Source organism: Streptomyces sp. NPDC058246 (assembly GCF_042881985.1).
GTDB lineage: Bacteria > Actinomycetota > Actinomycetes > Streptomycetales > Streptomycetaceae > Streptomyces.
Genome location: NZ_JBHVWZ010000015.1, coordinates 165,193 through 180,135, shown reverse-complemented (window position 1 = coordinate 180,135; position 14,943 = coordinate 165,193). Strand labels below are relative to the sequence as shown.

10 protein-coding genes are annotated in these 14,943 nt (G+C 70.4%); 4 read left to right on the top strand and 6 right to left on the bottom strand.

Going from position 1 to position 14,943, the window contains the following annotated elements; genetic code table 11:
* Nucleotides 1-66: 66 nt before the first annotated feature.
* Complete coding sequence (locus tag ACFVXA_RS22915; protein ID WP_390026277.1) at nucleotides 67-3,087, top strand: family 78 glycoside hydrolase catalytic domain; 3,021 nt, start codon at nucleotides 67-69, stop codon at nucleotides 3,085-3,087.
* Here ACFVXA_RS22915 and ACFVXA_RS22910 read toward each other — a convergent pair.
* The 6 genes from ACFVXA_RS22910 to rhaI form a co-directional block, all read right to left on the bottom strand.
* Nucleotides 3,060-3,728, bottom strand: a complete 669-nt coding sequence (locus ACFVXA_RS22910; RefSeq protein WP_383740952.1) for a lactate utilization protein C — start codon at nucleotides 3,726-3,728, stop codon at nucleotides 3,060-3,062. The genes ACFVXA_RS22915 and ACFVXA_RS22910 overlap by 28 nt on opposite strands.
* Nucleotides 3,725-5,200: a LutB/LldF family L-lactate oxidation iron-sulfur protein gene (locus ACFVXA_RS22905; protein ID WP_362032089.1), complete on the bottom strand. Its 1,476-nt coding sequence runs from the start codon at nucleotides 5,198-5,200 to the stop codon at nucleotides 3,725-3,727. The genes ACFVXA_RS22910 and ACFVXA_RS22905 overlap by 4 nt, the downstream gene beginning before the upstream one ends.
* Nucleotides 5,201-5,260: 60 nt before the next feature.
* The gene (locus tag ACFVXA_RS22900) at nucleotides 5,261-6,016 is read right to left on the bottom strand and encodes a (Fe-S)-binding protein (RefSeq protein ID WP_362032091.1); all 756 of its coding nucleotides are present in this window, start codon (nucleotides 6,014-6,016) and stop codon (nucleotides 5,261-5,263) included.
* 71 nt (nucleotides 6,017-6,087) lie between these two features.
* Nucleotides 6,088-7,536: a rhamnulokinase family protein gene (locus ACFVXA_RS22895; RefSeq protein ID WP_389935825.1), complete on the bottom strand. Its 1,449-nt coding sequence runs from the start codon at nucleotides 7,534-7,536 to the stop codon at nucleotides 6,088-6,090.
* The gene (locus ACFVXA_RS22890) at nucleotides 7,533-9,572 is read right to left on the bottom strand and encodes a bifunctional aldolase/short-chain dehydrogenase (protein WP_390026248.1); all 2,040 of its coding nucleotides are present in this window, start codon (nucleotides 9,570-9,572) and stop codon (nucleotides 7,533-7,535) included. The genes ACFVXA_RS22895 and ACFVXA_RS22890 overlap by 4 nt, the downstream gene beginning before the upstream one ends.
* 308 nt (nucleotides 9,573-9,880) lie before the next feature.
* Nucleotides 9,881-11,041, bottom strand: coding sequence for an L-rhamnose isomerase (gene rhaI, locus ACFVXA_RS22885; protein ID WP_390026246.1), 1,161 nt, complete (start codon nucleotides 11,039-11,041; stop codon nucleotides 9,881-9,883).
* A gap of 317 nt (nucleotides 11,042-11,358) precedes the next feature.
* On the opposite strand from rhaI, the gene ACFVXA_RS22880 reads away from it, so the two are divergent.
* Genes ACFVXA_RS22880 through ACFVXA_RS22870 form a run of 3 tightly spaced genes read left to right on the top strand, consistent with a single transcriptional unit; the run spans nucleotide 11,359 to nucleotide 14,883 of the window.
* Nucleotides 11,359-12,876 (top strand): sugar ABC transporter ATP-binding protein, encoded by a 1,518-nt coding sequence (locus ACFVXA_RS22880; RefSeq protein WP_362032099.1) that lies wholly within the window; start codon nucleotides 11,359-11,361, stop codon nucleotides 12,874-12,876.
* Complete coding sequence (locus tag ACFVXA_RS22875; RefSeq protein WP_390026243.1) at nucleotides 12,873-13,913, top strand: ABC transporter permease; 1,041 nt, start codon at nucleotides 12,873-12,875, stop codon at nucleotides 13,911-13,913. The genes ACFVXA_RS22880 and ACFVXA_RS22875 overlap by 4 nt, the downstream gene beginning before the upstream one ends.
* Nucleotides 13,906-14,883, top strand: a complete 978-nt coding sequence (locus ACFVXA_RS22870; protein ID WP_362032103.1) for an ABC transporter permease — start codon at nucleotides 13,906-13,908, stop codon at nucleotides 14,881-14,883. Before ACFVXA_RS22875 ends, ACFVXA_RS22870 begins: the two co-directional genes overlap by 8 nt.
* Nucleotides 14,884-14,943: the final 60 nt, after the last annotated feature.

The following is a 14,943-nucleotide window of genomic DNA, read 5'->3' as shown; positions in this document are numbered from 1 at the left end:
GAAGGAACCACCAACGTCCGGCGCAGAACGGTGCTCGGCACGGCCTTGGGCGTCGGCGCCGCCGCGATGGCCGCAGGACTCGGCACGGGAGGCACGGCATGGGCGGCGCCGGCCTCCGGCCGGACCTCCGTGACGGGGCTGACGGTGGAACACCGCACGAACCCGCTCGGCGTGGACGCGGACCGGCCGCGCTTCGGCTGGCGCATGACGTCCCCGGTCCGCGGCCGGCGGCAGACGGCGTATCAGATCCTGGTGGCCACCTCGCCCGAACGGCTGACCCGCGCCCGCGCCGACCTGTGGAACAGCGGCCGCGTCGCGTCACCGGACTCGGTGGCGGTGCGCTACGACGGCACCGGGCTGCGCGCCTCGACGCGCTACTTCTGGACCGTGAGCGTGTGGGACGAGGACGGCCACGCCGTCACCGGCGCGCCGGTCGCCCACTTCGAGACCGGTCTGCGCGGCACCGACGGCATCGCGGGCTGGGACGGCGCGAAGTGGATCAGCATGGCCGGCAAGGCCCCGAACAGCGCGGGGGCACCGCTGCTGCGACGACAGGCCGCGCTGAAGGGGACGGTGCGCGAGGCACGGCTCTACCTCTCGGCCCTCGGCGTGTACGACGCCTACGTCAACGGCCACCGGGTGTCGGTGCCCCAGGCGGGCGGCACCACCCAGGAACTGCTCACCCCGGGCTGGACGAACTACGACAGCACGGTCAGCTACCTGAGTTACGACGTCACGGACCTGGTCGCCGGAGAGCGGCGGGTCACTCTCGCCGCCGTGCTGGGCAACGGCTGGTACAACAGCCGGATCTCCGACGGAAGCACCTACTACTCCAAGGACGGCAACCGGCTCGCCCTGAAGGCCAAGCTCCTCGTGCGGTACGCCGACGGAACCTCGCAGTCGGTGGTGACCGAGCCCGGCGACGGCTGGAAGGCGACGGACACGGGCCCCTACCGGGCCGACGACATCTACGACGGGCAGACCTACGACGCCCGCGAGGAGATACCCGGCTGGACGGCGGACGGCTTCGACGACGGAGCCTGGCAGGGAGTCGAGGAGAACGACTTCGTCACCCGGTTCCCCGGCGCGAAGCTGGTGGCCTACCCGGGTGAGACCGCCCGGCTGATGCCCCAGTGGGACCGGACACCGCGGTCCGTCACCGTGTACACCGGGGTGGCCGGGGAGTCGGGCAGCGCCAACGGCAGGGGGCACATCGTCGTCGACGACGCCCGGTCGGTCACCGACCCCGCACGGGCCGCCGGCGCCGCGGTGACGATCGGCGGCGGCGACACCGCCGTCTTCGACCTGGGCCAGAACATGGTCGGCGTGCCCCGCTACTCGGTGCGCGGCCCCGAAGGCGCCCGCGTCACCTTCGCGTTCGGCGAGATGCTCAACGACACGAGCAAGGGCGCCGACGGCCCCGAGGGCTCGGTGTACCGGGCCAATCTGCGCGGCGCCAAGGCGACCAGCACGTACACGCTCAGAGGCGACCCCGCCGGCGAGACCCACCAGGACTCGCTGGCCTTCTACGGATTCCGGTACGTCTCCGTCACGACGTCCGGGCCGGAGGTCACGGTCACCGCCCTGACCGGCAAGGTCGCCACCTCCGCGATCCGCGAGACCGGCACCGTCACGACGAACGACCCCCAGGTCAACCAGCTCATCAGCAACGTGCACTGGGGCCAGCGCGGCAACTACCTGTGGGTGCCCACCGACTGCCCGCAGCGCGACGAGCGCCTCGGCTGGACCGGCGACACCCAGCTGTTCTCCCACACGGGCCTCTACAACGTCGACGCGGTCAACTTCCTCAGCCACTTCGAGGAGAACCTGATCGACTCGCAGCGGATCTACGGTCTGGACGGCGCCCAGTTCACCGCCGTCTCCCCGGGCAACCGCTACAACGCCGCCGCCCCGGTGAGCGGCTGGGCCGACTGCGGCGTGATCGTCCCGTGGACGGTGTGGCAGATGAGCGGGGACCGTACGGTCGTCGACCGGAGCTGGGAGGCGATGACCAAGTACCTGGACTGGATCCACCGGAAGACGGGGGAGACCTACGCAGGTCAGGGCGCCCTCTTCGCCGACTGGCTGGCGCCGCAGAGCACCGGCACCCAACTCGTCAGCGACGTCTACTACGGCTACAGCACCCGGTTGATGGCCCAGATGGCCAAAGCCACCGGACGCACGACAGAGGCCGAGAAGTACGACGAGCTCTTCGCCGGCATCAAGCGTGCCTTCATCGCCAAGTACCTCAGCACCGAAGGCGGAAAGGTGACCGTGCGATCCAGCCTCGGCGGGTCCCCCATCATGGGCGCGGCACCCGAGGACAACAGCCAGACCGCCCTGGTGTGGGTCCTCAAGCTCGGCCTGTACGACACCGAAGCCCAGCGCCGCCAGATCGTCGACCTGCTCGCCGAGAACATCGGGAACGACGCGGCCTACAAGGCGGCCCACCCCGACAGCACCCGCGTGCGGTACGCCGAGAACACCCTGTCCGTCGGCTTCCTCGGCGTGAACGTGCTCGCCCCCGTGCTCACCGACCAGGGCCGCGCCGACCTCGCGTACAAGCTGCTGCTCCAGGACGCCATGCCCTCATGGCTGTACTCGGTGAGGAACGGCGCCACCACCATCTGGGAGCGCTGGAACTCGTACTCGACGGAGGACGGCTTCGGACCGGTCGAGATGAACTCGTTCAACCACTACTCCTATGGCGCGATCATGGAGTGGATGTACGAGGACATGGCCGGCATCGCCAACGACCCGGACCATCCCGGGTTCAGGCAGTTCCTGCTCAAGCCGCACATCGATCCGACGAGGAGGATCACGCATGTGGCCGGTTCGCATGTCTCGCCCTACGGCGAGATCGTCAGCGAATGGACGGTGCAGGGCCGGACGCTGACCTACCGGGCCGTGGTCCCCGCCAACAGCGAAGCGACCCTGCGCCTCCCGGCCACCGATCCCTCCACCGTCCGGGCCGGCCGGACCCCGCTGGCCCAGGTACCCGGCGTCGAGTTCCTGGGCTTCGACGACGGGGCGGCCTCCTACCGGCTCCCGTCCGGCGCTTACGAGGTGACGTCCGCGCTGGACTGATCGCTCACCAGCACCACTTCCAGGGTGCGCGGACCGTGCACCCCCTCGACCCGGTCCAGCTCGATGTCGCTGGTCGCCGACGGCCCGGAGATCCAGGTCAACGGCCGGGTCGGGTCGAGGCGTTCCAGAGCCTGGGGGACGGAGGAGACGACCTGGTCGGGAACGCGGACGACACAGATGTGATGGTCGGGGACGAGGGTGATGCGGCGGCGGCCCTGGTCGGGGCCGCCGTCCAGCACCAGGGTGCCGGTCTCGGCGATGGCCACCGCGCAGCCGGTGACGACGCTCTCCACCTCGTCCAGCTCCTGAGGGGTGCTCAGCGCGCGGTCGTGGACGCGGGTGGGATCGGCAGCCGACATCCACTCCGGTGGCAGCCCTGGCGGAACCAGGACGTACCGCGGGCCACGCTCGGCCAGCAACCGCATGATCAGATACGGCAGTTCCTCGGCATCGGTGCGATGCACGATCGCCCGGTAGTCCGCCAGATTCTCGGCGAGCAGCTCCACCGTCTCCGCGACACCGCGCGCACCGTGCTCGCGCAGATAACTCCGGTCGACGGCCTGCTCGTACGGCGTGTCGTCCTGTCGTACGTCCGCGATCGCGCGCCGCACCCGGCCGAGGACCACATCCCTGCTGCTCACTTCGCGTCCCTTCCACCCTGCGTACGCTGCCACCAGTCGCGGAACGGCTCCGCGGGCACTGTCGGCAGATCACGGCTCTCGCTCCACGCCCTGCCGGGGCCCGGCAGCGTCCGCGGATGGAACCGGCGCGTCCGCGAGGCCAGCCGCTGGCCGGTGCGCAGCGCGCCGGGACGGCTGAACGCCCAGCGCGCGGCACGCATCGCCGCCCGCTCGGCGGCATGTCCCTTGGCGGGCTTGAGCACGACCTTGTTGCCGTCCTTCGTCACCTGACCGCCCTCGGCGACCCGCTCGCGCAGATGGACGAGGACTTCGGGGATGTCGATGGCGACCGGACAGACCTCGTAGCAGGCGCCGCACAGCGAGGAGGCGTAGGGGAGGGAGGCGTCGATCTCGCTCGCGGTGCCCCGGAGCTGGGGGCTGAGGATGGCGCCGATCGGGCCCGGGTAGACCGAGCCGTACGCGTGGCCGCCCGCCCGCTCGTACACCGGGCAGACGTTGAGGCAGGCCGAGCAGCGGATGCAGCGCAGCGCCTGGCGGCCGACCTCGTCGGCGAGCGTGTCGGTGCGGCCGTTGTCGAGGAGGACCAGATGGAAGGTCCGGGGTCCGTCCTCGTCCGTGGTGCCCGTCCACATCGAGGTGTACGGGTTCATGCGCTCGGCCGTCGAGGAGCGGGGGAGGGTCTGGAGGAACACCTCCAGGTCCCGCCAGGTCGGCACGATCTTCTCGATGCCGACGACCGAGATCAGGGTCTCGGGGAGCGTCAGGCACATGCGCCCGTTGCCCTCGGACTCGACGACGACGAGCGTGCCGGTCTCGGCGACCATGAAGTTGGCGCCGGAGACGCCGACCTTGGCGCGCAGGAACTTCTCGCGCAGGTGCAGACGGGCGGCCTCGGCCAGTTCGGCGGGCGTGTCGGTCAGGCCCTCGGGGGCCGGGCGGCCCCACTCGCTCATCTCGCGGACGAAGATGTCGCGGATCTCGCCGCGGTTGCGATGGATCGCGGGGACGAGGATGTGCGACGGGCGGTCCTTGCCCAACTGCACGATGAGTTCGGCGAGATCGGTCTCGTAGGCGTGGATGCCCTCCGCTTCGAGGGCTTCGTTGAGGCCGATCTCCTGCGTGGCCATCGACTTGACCTTGACGACCTCCCTCTCGCCGGTCGCCTCGACCAGTTCCGTGACGATCCGGTTGGCCTCTTCGGCGTCGGCGGCCCAGTGCACGATGCCGCCGGCGGCGGTGACGGACGCCTCCAACTGCACCAGATAGTCGTCCAGATGACGGAGGGTGTGGTCCTTGATCTGCTTCCCGGCCTCGCGCAGCGCCGCCCAGTCGGACACCTCCGCGACCGCCGTGGCGCGCTTGGCGCGGATGGTGTGGGTGGCGTGGCGCAGGTTGCCGCGCAGCGTGGCGTTGTGCACGGCTTCATGCGCCGCTACCGGGAAGGCCGGCATGCCGACGAAGGTCCCGCTCATGTGCTCGGCTCCTCCACTGTGCTTTCGTTCATGCCGACGGCTCCTCCGCTGTGCTTCCGTTCATGCCGACGGCTCCTCTTCCGTGCTCGCCAGGATCTCCGCGATGTGGACGGGCCGCATGCCCGTGTGAAGGCGGCTCATGGTGCCGCCGATGTGCATCAGGCAGGAGTTGTCGGCGGCGCACAGCACCTCGGCGCCCGTCGACTCCGCGTTGCGCACCTTGTCGGCGCCCATCGCCGCCGAGACGTCGGCGTTCTTCACGGCGAAGGTCCCGCCGAAGCCGCAGCACTCGTCGGCTCCGGGCAGCTCGCGCAGCTCAAGACCCTTGACGGCCTGAAGCAGTCGGCGCGGCCGGTCGCCCAGGCCCAGGCTGCGCAGGCCGTGGCAGGTGGGGTGGTAGGTCACCGTGTGCGGGTAGTACGCGCCGACATCGGTCACCCCGAGCACATCCACCAGGAACTCGGTGAGCTCGTACGTCTTCGGTACGACCGGCGCCAGCGTGCGGGCCAGGGTGTCGCCCCGCCCCTCGGCGCGCGCCCGCTCACCCATCCGCGGATACAGCTCCCGCACCATCGCCCCACAGGATCCGGACGGCGTCACGATCGCCTCGTACTCCCCGAATACATCGGAGAAATGCCGGGCGAGCGGCTCGGCCTCATGGCGATACCCGGTGTTGTAGTGCGCCTGCCCGCAGCACGTCTGCCCCATCGGGAAGTCGACGTCCACGCCCAGCCTGGTCAGCAGTTTCACCACGGCACGGCCGGTGTCCGGATACAGCGTGTCGTTGACACAGGTCAGGAACAGAGCGACACGCATCGCAGCTCCTCGTTCTCGATCATCGGATGAGTGCAGCGTACGCGGCGAGGGCGCGCCAGGGGAGTCCCCGCTTACGGACGGGCGAGCCGGTCCTCGGCGGCGCGCCAGGCCGCCGTGTCACCCCGGGGCTCGTACCGCCGCGACGGCTGCGTACGCGCGAGGAGCCGGCGCATCGACGCACGGTCGCCGACCAGCCCGTGGGCGCGGGCCTGGACGAGGACGTTGCCGAGTGCGGCGGCCTCCGCGGGACCCGCCAGGACCGGCAGGCCGCAGGCGTCCGCGGTGAGCTGGCACAGCAGGGGGTTGCGCGTGCCCCCGCCGACGATGTGCACGACGTCGACCGGGTGTTCGGCGAGGGACTGGGCCTCGCCGATCGCCCGGCGATGGGCGAGCGCGAGGGAGTCGAGGATGCAGCGCGTCATCTCGGCCGGCGACTCGGGCACCGGCTGCCCCGACTCCCGGCAGGCGTCGGCGATCCGGGCGGGCATCCGGTCCGGCGCCAGGAACACCGCGTCGCCCGCGTCCACGACGGACCGCAGCGGCGCCACCTCGGCGGCGGCCGTCAGCAGTTCCCCCAGATCGGGACGGCCCCACTCCCGTAGGCACTCCTGGAGCAGCCACAGTCCCATGATGTTGCGGAGATAGCGGACCGTGCCGTCCAGGCCCAGCTCATTGGTGAAGTTGGCCGCCCGGCTCGCCTCGGTCAGTACGGGCGCGTCCAGCTCCAGGCCCGCCAGGGACCAGGTGCCGGTGCAGATGTAGGCGAACCGTTCCCCGGTGGCGGGCACGGCGGCGACCGCGGAGGCGGTGTCGTGCGAACCGACCGTGGTCACGGGGACCGGGCCGGTCAGCCCGGTCTGCGCCAGTACGTGCGGCAGGAGGAGACCGGCCGGGTCCCCGGGCCGCCGCAGCGGCGCGAACAGCCGCAGATCGATGCCGAGCCGCTCGGCGATGTCGTACGACCAGTCGCGGGTGCGCGGGTCGATCAACTGGGTGGTCGAGGCGTTGGTGAGCTCGGTGCCCGGCTCGCCCGTGAGCCAGTACGTCAGCAGATCGGGGATGAGCAACAGCCGTTCGGCCTGGTCGAGTTGGCGCGCGGCGCGGGCCGCCGTCACCTGGTACAGCGTGTTGAACGGCGCGTACTGGATCCCGGTCGCCGCGTACAGCTCGGCGGCGGGCACGGTGGCCCACACCTTCTCCGCGACGCCCACCGTACGGGCGTCGCGGTAGTGCACCGGGTTGCCGAGCAGCGCCCCGTCCGCGTCCAGCAGCCCGTAGTCCACGGCCCAGCTGTCGATGCCGACCGAGTCGACCTGCCCGGCCGCGCGCAGTCCGTCGAGGACGCCCGCGTACAGGGAGAGAATGTCCCAGCGCAGCCCCTCGGGGACGCGGACCGGCCGGTTCTGGAAGCGGTGTGCCTCGGCGAGTTCCAGGGTGTCGGGTCCCACCCGGCCGACCATGACACGTCCGCTGGACGCGCCGAGGTCGACCGCGGCGAAGGCCTTGAGATGCGTGCTCATCGCAGAAATGCCGCCGCGACGCCGGCGTCGACCGGAACGTGCAGACCGGTGGTGTGCGTGAGGTCCCCGCCGGTCAGGGCGAACACGGCGTTCGCGACGTGCTCCGGCAGCACCTCCCGCTTGAGGATGGTCCGCCGGGCGTAGAACTCGCCGAGCTTCGCCTCCTCGATGCCGTACGTCGCCGCCCGCTGAGCGCCCCAGCCGCCCGCGAAGATCCCCGAACCGCGGACCACCCCGTCGGGATTGACGCCGTTGACCCGGATCCCGTGTTCGCCCAACTCGGCTGCCAGCAGCCGTACTTGATGGGCCTGGTCGGCCTTGGTAGCCGAGTAGGCGATGTTGTTCGGTCCGGCGAAGACGGCGTTCTTGGAGGCGATGTAGACGACGTCCCCGCCCAGCCCCTGCGCGATCATCACGCGGGCCGCCTCGCGCGAGACGAGGAAGGAGCCGCGGGCCATGATGTCGTGCTGGAGGTCCCAGTCCTTCGCGGTGGTCTCCAGCAGGGGTTTGGAGATGGAGATGCCCGCGTTGTTGACCACCAGGTCGACCCCGCCGAAGGCCAGCACCGCCGTCGTGAACGCCTCGGCGATCTGCTCCTCGGAGGTCACGTCGACGGCGACGGCCACGGCCCTGTCGGCACCGCCCAGCGCCGAGGCGACGTCGGCCGCGCTCCGCGCGTTCAGGTCCGCTACGACGACGCACGCGCCCTCGGCCACCAGCCGCTCGGCGATCGCCTTGCCGATTCCGCTGCCCGCACCCGTCACCAGTGCCACCCGCGTCGCGAGCGGCTTGGGCTTCGCCATCCGCTGGAGCTTGGCCTCCTCGAGGGCCCAGTACTCGATCCGGAACTTCTCCGCCTCCTCGATCGGCGCGTACGACGAGACGGCCTCCGCCCCGCGCATCACGTTGATCGCGTTGACGTAGAACTCGCCCGCCACGCGCGCGGTCTGTTTGTCCTTGCCGAAGGAGAACATGCCGACACCGGGCACGAGTACGATCGCCGGGTCCGCGCCGCGCATCGCGGGGGAGCCGGGCACGGCGTGCCGCCGGTAGTACGCGGCGTACTCCTCGCGGTACGCGCCGTGCAGCTCCTTCAGGCGCGCGGTCGCGTCCTCGAGTGAAGCGGTCGGCGGCAGATCGAGGACGAGCGGCCTGACCTTGGTCCGCAGGAAGTGGTCCGGGCAGGAGGTGCCGAGAGCCGCGAGTCGCGGGTGCCCGGCGCGGGCGAGGAAGTCAAGGACGACGTCCGTGTCGGTGAAGTGGCCGACCTGCGGCCTGTCCTGGGAGGCGAGGGCCCGTATGTACGGCGCCAGGGCCGCGGCCCGCTCCCGTCGGTCCGCCTCGGACAGGGCTTCGTACCCCTCGACGACCGGCCCGAACGGCTCCGCCTTCCCGCGCTCGGCGAGGAAGGCCTCGGCGGTGCGGATGATGTGCAGCGAGTTGCGCTCGCACTCCTCGGCGGTGGCGCCCCACGCGGTGATCCCATGCCCGCCGAGCACGCACCCGAGGGCCTGCGGGTTGGCCTCCTTGACGGCCGCGATGTCCAGCCCGAGCTGGAACCCGGGCCGCTGCCACGGCACCCACACCACCGTGTCGCCGAAACACTCGGCGGTCAGCTTCTCCCCGTCGGCCGCGCAGGCGAGCGCGATGCCGGAGTCGGGATGGAGGTGGTCGACGTGCGGAGCGTCCACCAGACCGTGCATCGCCGTGTCGATGGACGGCGCGGCCCCGCCCTTGCCGTGCAGGCAGTAGTCGAACGCCGCGACCATCTCGTCCTCGCGCTCGACATCCGGATACACCTCGGTGAGAGCGCGCAGCCGGTCCAGCCGCAGCACGGCCAGCCCCGACTCGCTGAGCGTTCCGAGATCACCGCCCGATCCCTTGACCCACATCAGCTCGACCTCGCCGCCTGTCACGGGATCGATGTCGATGCCCTTCGCGGAGGCGTTGCCGCCCGCGTAGTTGGTGTTCCGGGGATCGGCGCCGAGCCGGTGTGACCGGGCGAGCAGGGCGGCGGCTTCGGGATGGGGTGCCATGTTCCTGATCCTTAAGAAAGGGGGTGTACGTGCAACGGGCTTAGGGGGAACGCACCTTCAGGCGCGCGGGGACGTGACATATGCGGCTCCGCCGCGGGCGCGACCAGCCCAGGGCGGTCCGTGGCCTGCGATGGTCCGAAGCCTGCGACGGTCCGCAGCTTGCGACGGTCAGCAGCTTGCGACGGTCCGAAGGGGGCGACCTGTGACGGTCCGCAGGGGGCCGACGGTCCGAAGGGAGGCGACGGTCCGAGCGAGGCGACGGTCCGGAGGGAAGCGATGGTCCGAAGGGGGCGGGCGAGACCCAGCCCTCACGCCCCCCACCCCGCCTGTTGTCCACCGATCCGCTCCTCCGCGATCTTGGCCGCCCACCCGGAGCGGTGATACGCGGCGACAGGGTCGGCGTCGAGCCCCAGCTCGCCCCGTACCTCGGCCAGCAACGGCCGCACGTCGGTGTTGTACGCATCCATGAGCACGGCGTTGGCGGCGAGCACGTCTCCCGCCCGCTGGGCCGCGGCGAGCGCAGGACGATCGACGAGGAGAGCCTTGGCCGTGGCCTCCTGGACGTTCATGACCGAACGGACGATCGCCGGGATCTTCGCCTCGATGTTGTGGCACTGGTCGAGCATGAACGCGACCTCCGGTGCGAACCCCCCGCCCCGGATCACCTCGTACATGATCCGGAAGAGCTGGAAAGGGTCGGCGGCGCCCACCATCAGGTCGTCGTCGGCGTAGAACCGGGAGTTGAAGTCGAAGCCCCCGAGCTTCCCCTCGCGCAGCAGCGTGGCGACGATGAACTCGATGTTGGTGCCGGGGGCGTGGTGCCCGGTGTCGACGACGACCTGCGCCTTGGGGCCGAGCTTGAGGCAGTGGGCGTACGCCGTGCCCCAGTCGGGGACGTCCGTCGTGTAGAAGGCGGGCTCGAAGAGCTTGTACTCCAGGAGCATCCGCTGGTCGTCACCGAGCCGCTCGTACACGAGCGCCAGCCCCTCGGCGAGCCGGTCCTGACGCTCACGGATGTCGTCCTGGCCGGGATAGTTCGTACCGTCCGCGAACCACAGCTTCAGGTCCTTGGACCCCGTCGCGTCCATGATGTCGACGCACTCGAAAAGATGATCGAGAGCCTTGCGGCGCACCGACGCGTCCGGATGGCAGACGGAGCCCAGCCTGTAGTCGTCGTCCTGGAAGGTGTTGGAGTTGATCGTGCCCAGCTTCAGGCCGCGCTCCTCGGCGTACTTCGCCAGCGCCCCGTAGTCGTCGACCCTGTCCCACGGGATGTGCAGCGCGACGGTCGGGGCCACCCCGGTGAACTCATGCACCTTCGCCGCGTCGTCCAGCTTCTCGCGCGGACCGCGCGGAACTCCCGGCTGCGCGAACACCTTGAACCGGGTCCCCGAATTCCCGTACGCCCACGACGGCGTCTCGACGGCCTGGGTCTTGAGCGCGGTCTTCACCGCGGCGAGTTCGGTCACTTCGGGGCTCCTACGACTTCGGGGCTGAGAGGTCTTCTCGAACGACGACGTGAAGCTCATGCCGACGCAAGGTCTGAAACGATTCAGGAGCCGAAGTTATGAGCCCTCCCGGGGGCTGTCAACCCCCGTGACGCAGACCGTTGAGCGTGACTCTGTCGTGACCTCTTATCCATCGAACGTGACCTCTTGCCCATCGAAGAATTTCGACCGGAACCCATTGACGCGACCTGGGTGACATGTCTAACGTCCCGGCAATCCAATTGAAACCTTTCACGACGCTGTGGGGCCGTCCCGCCGACGTCGTCGAGGAGCCCCTCATGACCCACCCGTCCGATACGGGTCCGGCCCCTGTGCTCGCGCTCAAGGACATCTCCAAGTCCTTCGGTGCCGTACGCGCCCTGCGGGACGTGTCCCTGGAACTGTTTCCCGGCGAGGTGCACGCGCTCGCCGGAGAGAACGGCGCGGGCAAGTCGACCCTCATCAAGACGCTCGCCGGCGTGCACCGACCGGACGCGGGTCAGGTGCTGCTGGACGGCGAACCCACCGTCTTCCACGGTCCCGCCGACGCCCGCGACGCGGGCATCGCCGTGATCTACCAGGAGCCCACGCTCTTCCCCGATCTGTCGATCGCCGAGAACATCTTCATGGGCCGTCAGCCCCGGCGTGCCCTCGGCCGGATCGACCACAAGGCCACCCGTGCCGCGACCGCCGCCCTGATGAAGCGCCTGGGCGTCGGACTCGACCCCGACCGCCCGGCGCGCGGCCTGTCCATCGCCGACCAGCAGATCGTCGAGATCGCCAAGGCCCTGTCCTTCGACGCCCGCGTCCTGATCATGGACGAGCCGACGGCCGCCCTCACCGGCAGCGAGGTGGCCCGACTCTTCGGCGTCGTCCGCACGCTGCGCGAGCAGGGCTCGGCGGTGCTGTTCATCTCGCACCGCCTGGAGGAGATCTTCCGGATCTGCCGGCGAGTGACGACCCTGCGCGACGGCGCCTGGATCTCCAGCGAGCCGCTGGACGGCATGACCGAGGACGACCTGGTACGCCGGATGGTCGGCCGTGACCTCGACGAGCTCTACCCCAAGCAGGACGTCACGCCGGGCGAAGTCGCCCTCAGTGTGCGGCGGCTGACCCGCGAGGGCGTCTTCACCGATGTCTCCTTCGAGGTCCGGCGCGGCGAGATCGTCGGCCTCGCCGGACTGGTCGGCGCCGGGCGTACGGAGGTCGCCCGGGCCGTCTTCGGCGTCGACCGCTGGGACGCCGGGGAGGTCGAGGTCGACGGCAGGGCGCTGACGAACGGAGCGCCCTCCACGGCGATGGCCGCGGGGCTTGCCCTCGTCCCCGAGGACCGGCGCGCCCAGGGCCTGGTGATGGACATGTCCATCGAGCGGAACATCGGCCTGACCGGGCTGCGTACGACGGTCAGGGCGGGCCTGATGGATCGCGGCGCCGAACGCAGTCGCTCCCTCGACTGGGCCGTCAGGCTCCAGGTGAAGTACGCCCGGATCGCCGACACCGTCGCCACGCTCTCCGGCGGCAACCAGCAGAAGGTCGTCCTAGCCAAGTGGCTCGCCACCGGCCCCAAGGTGCTGATCGTCGACGAGCCCACGCGTGGCATCGACGTCGGTACGAAGGCCGAAGTGCACCGACTGCTGAACGAGTTGGCCGCCGACGGTGTGGCAGTCCTGATGATCTCCTCCGATCTGCCCGAGATCCTCGGCATGGCGGACCGCGTGCTGGTGATGCACGAGGGCCGGCTCACCGCCGAGATCCCGCGCTCCGAAGCCACCGAGGAAACGGTGATGGCCGCAGCCACGGGGAGGGCCGCCGCATGACGGTGACCGCGCCCAACCCCGCCCCCGCCGCCGAGGTGCCCAAGTCGAGCGGCACCCGGCTGGTGGACCGCGTCCTCAAGATGCGTGAACTCGCCATCCTGGTCGTCTTCCTGGTGATGATCGCCATCACCCAGACGGGCAACAGTCAGTTCCTGTCGGAGCAGGGAATCAAGGACCTGCTGCTGAACGCGACCATCCTGGTGCTGGTCGCCACCGGGCAGTCACTGGTCGTGATCACCCGCAATGTCGATCTGTCGGTCGGCTCGACGCTCGGCATCAGCGCCTTCGCGGCCGGCACCTATCTGCACGGTGGCGGAAACCCCGTCGTCGCCGTGTTCCTGGCCGTCCTGCTCGGCGTCGGCTGCGGACTGGTCAACGGACTGCTCGTCAGCCTCGGCCAGGTGCCCGCGCTCGTCGTCACCCTCGGCACGCTCTACATCATCCGCGGTATCGACTCCATCTGGGTCGGCTCCCGGCAGATCACCGCGGCCGACCTCCCGGGCGGCTTCGTCGACTTCGGCTCCGGCGGCATCTCGGCGGTGCCCTATCCGGCGCTGATCGCCCTGGCCGTGCTGCTGGTCACCGCGTACTACCTCAAGCACTTCGGCAGCGGGCGCGAGCTGTACGCGCTGGGCTCCAGCCCGGAGGCCGCGCGGCTCGCCGGCATCCCGGTCCGCAAGCGGATCCTGAGCGCGTACGTCGTCTGCGGCGGTCTCGCCGGACTCGCGGGCGCGATGTACCTCGCCCGGTTCGGGAACGTCGACTCCGGCACCGGCACCGGCTATGAACTCACCGTGGTCAGCGCGGTCGTGGTCGGCGGTGTCGTCTTCACCGGCGGCTCCGGCAGCGTCTACGGCGCCGCGCTCGGCGCGCTGCTGCTCACCTCCGTCAACAGCGTGCTGCCCGCCTTCGGGGTCAGCTCCGTATGGGTGCTCGCCATCAACGGCATCCTGCTCATCCTCGCCATCGCCGCCGACCGGGTCGTCGCACTCCGCGTGGCGTCCGCACTGAAGAAGAGGAACGCCCGCCATGGCTGACTCGCCCCTCGCGCGCGCCGTCCGCTGGGACACGGTCGTCGGCGCCCTCCTCATCGTCCTGCTGCTCCTGTCCTTCGGGTTCGTGGACGGCTTCGGCAACGCCCTCAACCTGTCGTTCCTGATCGGCAACACCCTGCCGATCGCGCTGATCGCCCTGCCGATGACCCTGCTGGTGGTGGCCGGGGAGATCGACCTCTCGGTCGCCTCCACGGCCGGACTGTCCGGCGCGGTGATGGGCGCGCTGTGGAACCAGGGCCTGCCGATCGAGACGATCATCCCGCTGTGCCTGCTGCTCGGCGTGGTGTGCGGGCTGCTCAACGGCCTGCTGGTGACCCGGCTCGGGCTGCCCTCCCTCGCCGTCACCATCGGTACGCTCGCCGCCTACCGGGGCATCGCGCAGATCGTGCTCGGCCAGGACTCGGTGACCGACTTCCCCACCCAGTACCTGGACTTCGCGGCCGGACGCCTCGGGAACACCTTCCTCCCGCAGGCCTTCCTGCCCTTCCTGGTGCTCCTCGCCATCGCCGTGGTGGTCCTGCACGCCACTCCGTTCGGACGCTCGGCGTTCGCGGTCGGCGCCAACGCGGAGGCCGCCCGGTTCGCCGGCCTCCGAGTCAAGCGGCAGAAGCTGATCCTCTTCGTCGCCACCGGACTGATGGCCTCGCTCACCGGCGTCTTCTGGGCGCTGCACTACGCCAGCGCCCGCTACGACAACGCCACCGGCCTCGAACTCTCCGTCGTCGCGGCCGTGTTGCTCGGCGGCATCGACTTCGACGGCGGCAAGGGCACGCTCGGCGGCGCGATCGCGGGAGTCTTCCTGCTGGGCGCGCTGCAGAACGTGATGAGCCTCCTGAACGTCTCCGCGCAGTCGCAGATCGTCGTCACCGGCGTGCTGCTCGTCGTCTCCGTACTCGGCCCCCGGGTCGCGCGGCAGATCTCCGTGGCGAGGGCGGCCCGCAGAGCCGCGTGAGCGCCCCGCCGGGCCGGCCCTTCGACAGCAGGAGGCCGTCCGTGGCCGGTCGCGCCCAAG

Bases quoted from the DNA above. Each gene is read 5' to 3' on its own strand.
- ACFVXA_RS22915 (WP_390026277.1), top strand. From the start codon at position 67: ATGGCCGCAGGACTCGGCACGGGAGGCACGGCATGGGCGGCGCCGGCC.
- ACFVXA_RS22905 (WP_362032089.1), bottom strand. From the start codon at position 5,200: ATGAGCGGGACCTTCGTCGGCATGCCGGCCTTCCCGGTAGCGGCGCAT.
- ACFVXA_RS22900 (WP_362032091.1), bottom strand. From the start codon at position 6,016: ATGCGTGTCGCTCTGTTCCTGACCTGTGTCAACGACACGCTGTATCCG.
- ACFVXA_RS22895 (WP_389935825.1), bottom strand. From the start codon at position 7,536: ATGAGCACGCATCTCAAGGCCTTCGCCGCGGTCGACCTCGGCGCGTCC.
- ACFVXA_RS22890 (WP_390026248.1), bottom strand. From the start codon at position 9,572: ATGGCACCCCATCCCGAAGCCGCCGCCCTGCTCGCCCGGTCACACCGG.
- ACFVXA_RS22880 (WP_362032099.1), top strand. From the start codon at position 11,359: ATGACCCACCCGTCCGATACGGGTCCGGCCCCTGTGCTCGCGCTCAAG.
- ACFVXA_RS22875 (WP_390026243.1), top strand. From the start codon at position 12,873: ATGACGGTGACCGCGCCCAACCCCGCCCCCGCCGCCGAGGTGCCCAAG.
- ACFVXA_RS22870 (WP_362032103.1), top strand. From the start codon at position 13,906: ATGGCTGACTCGCCCCTCGCGCGCGCCGTCCGCTGGGACACGGTCGTC.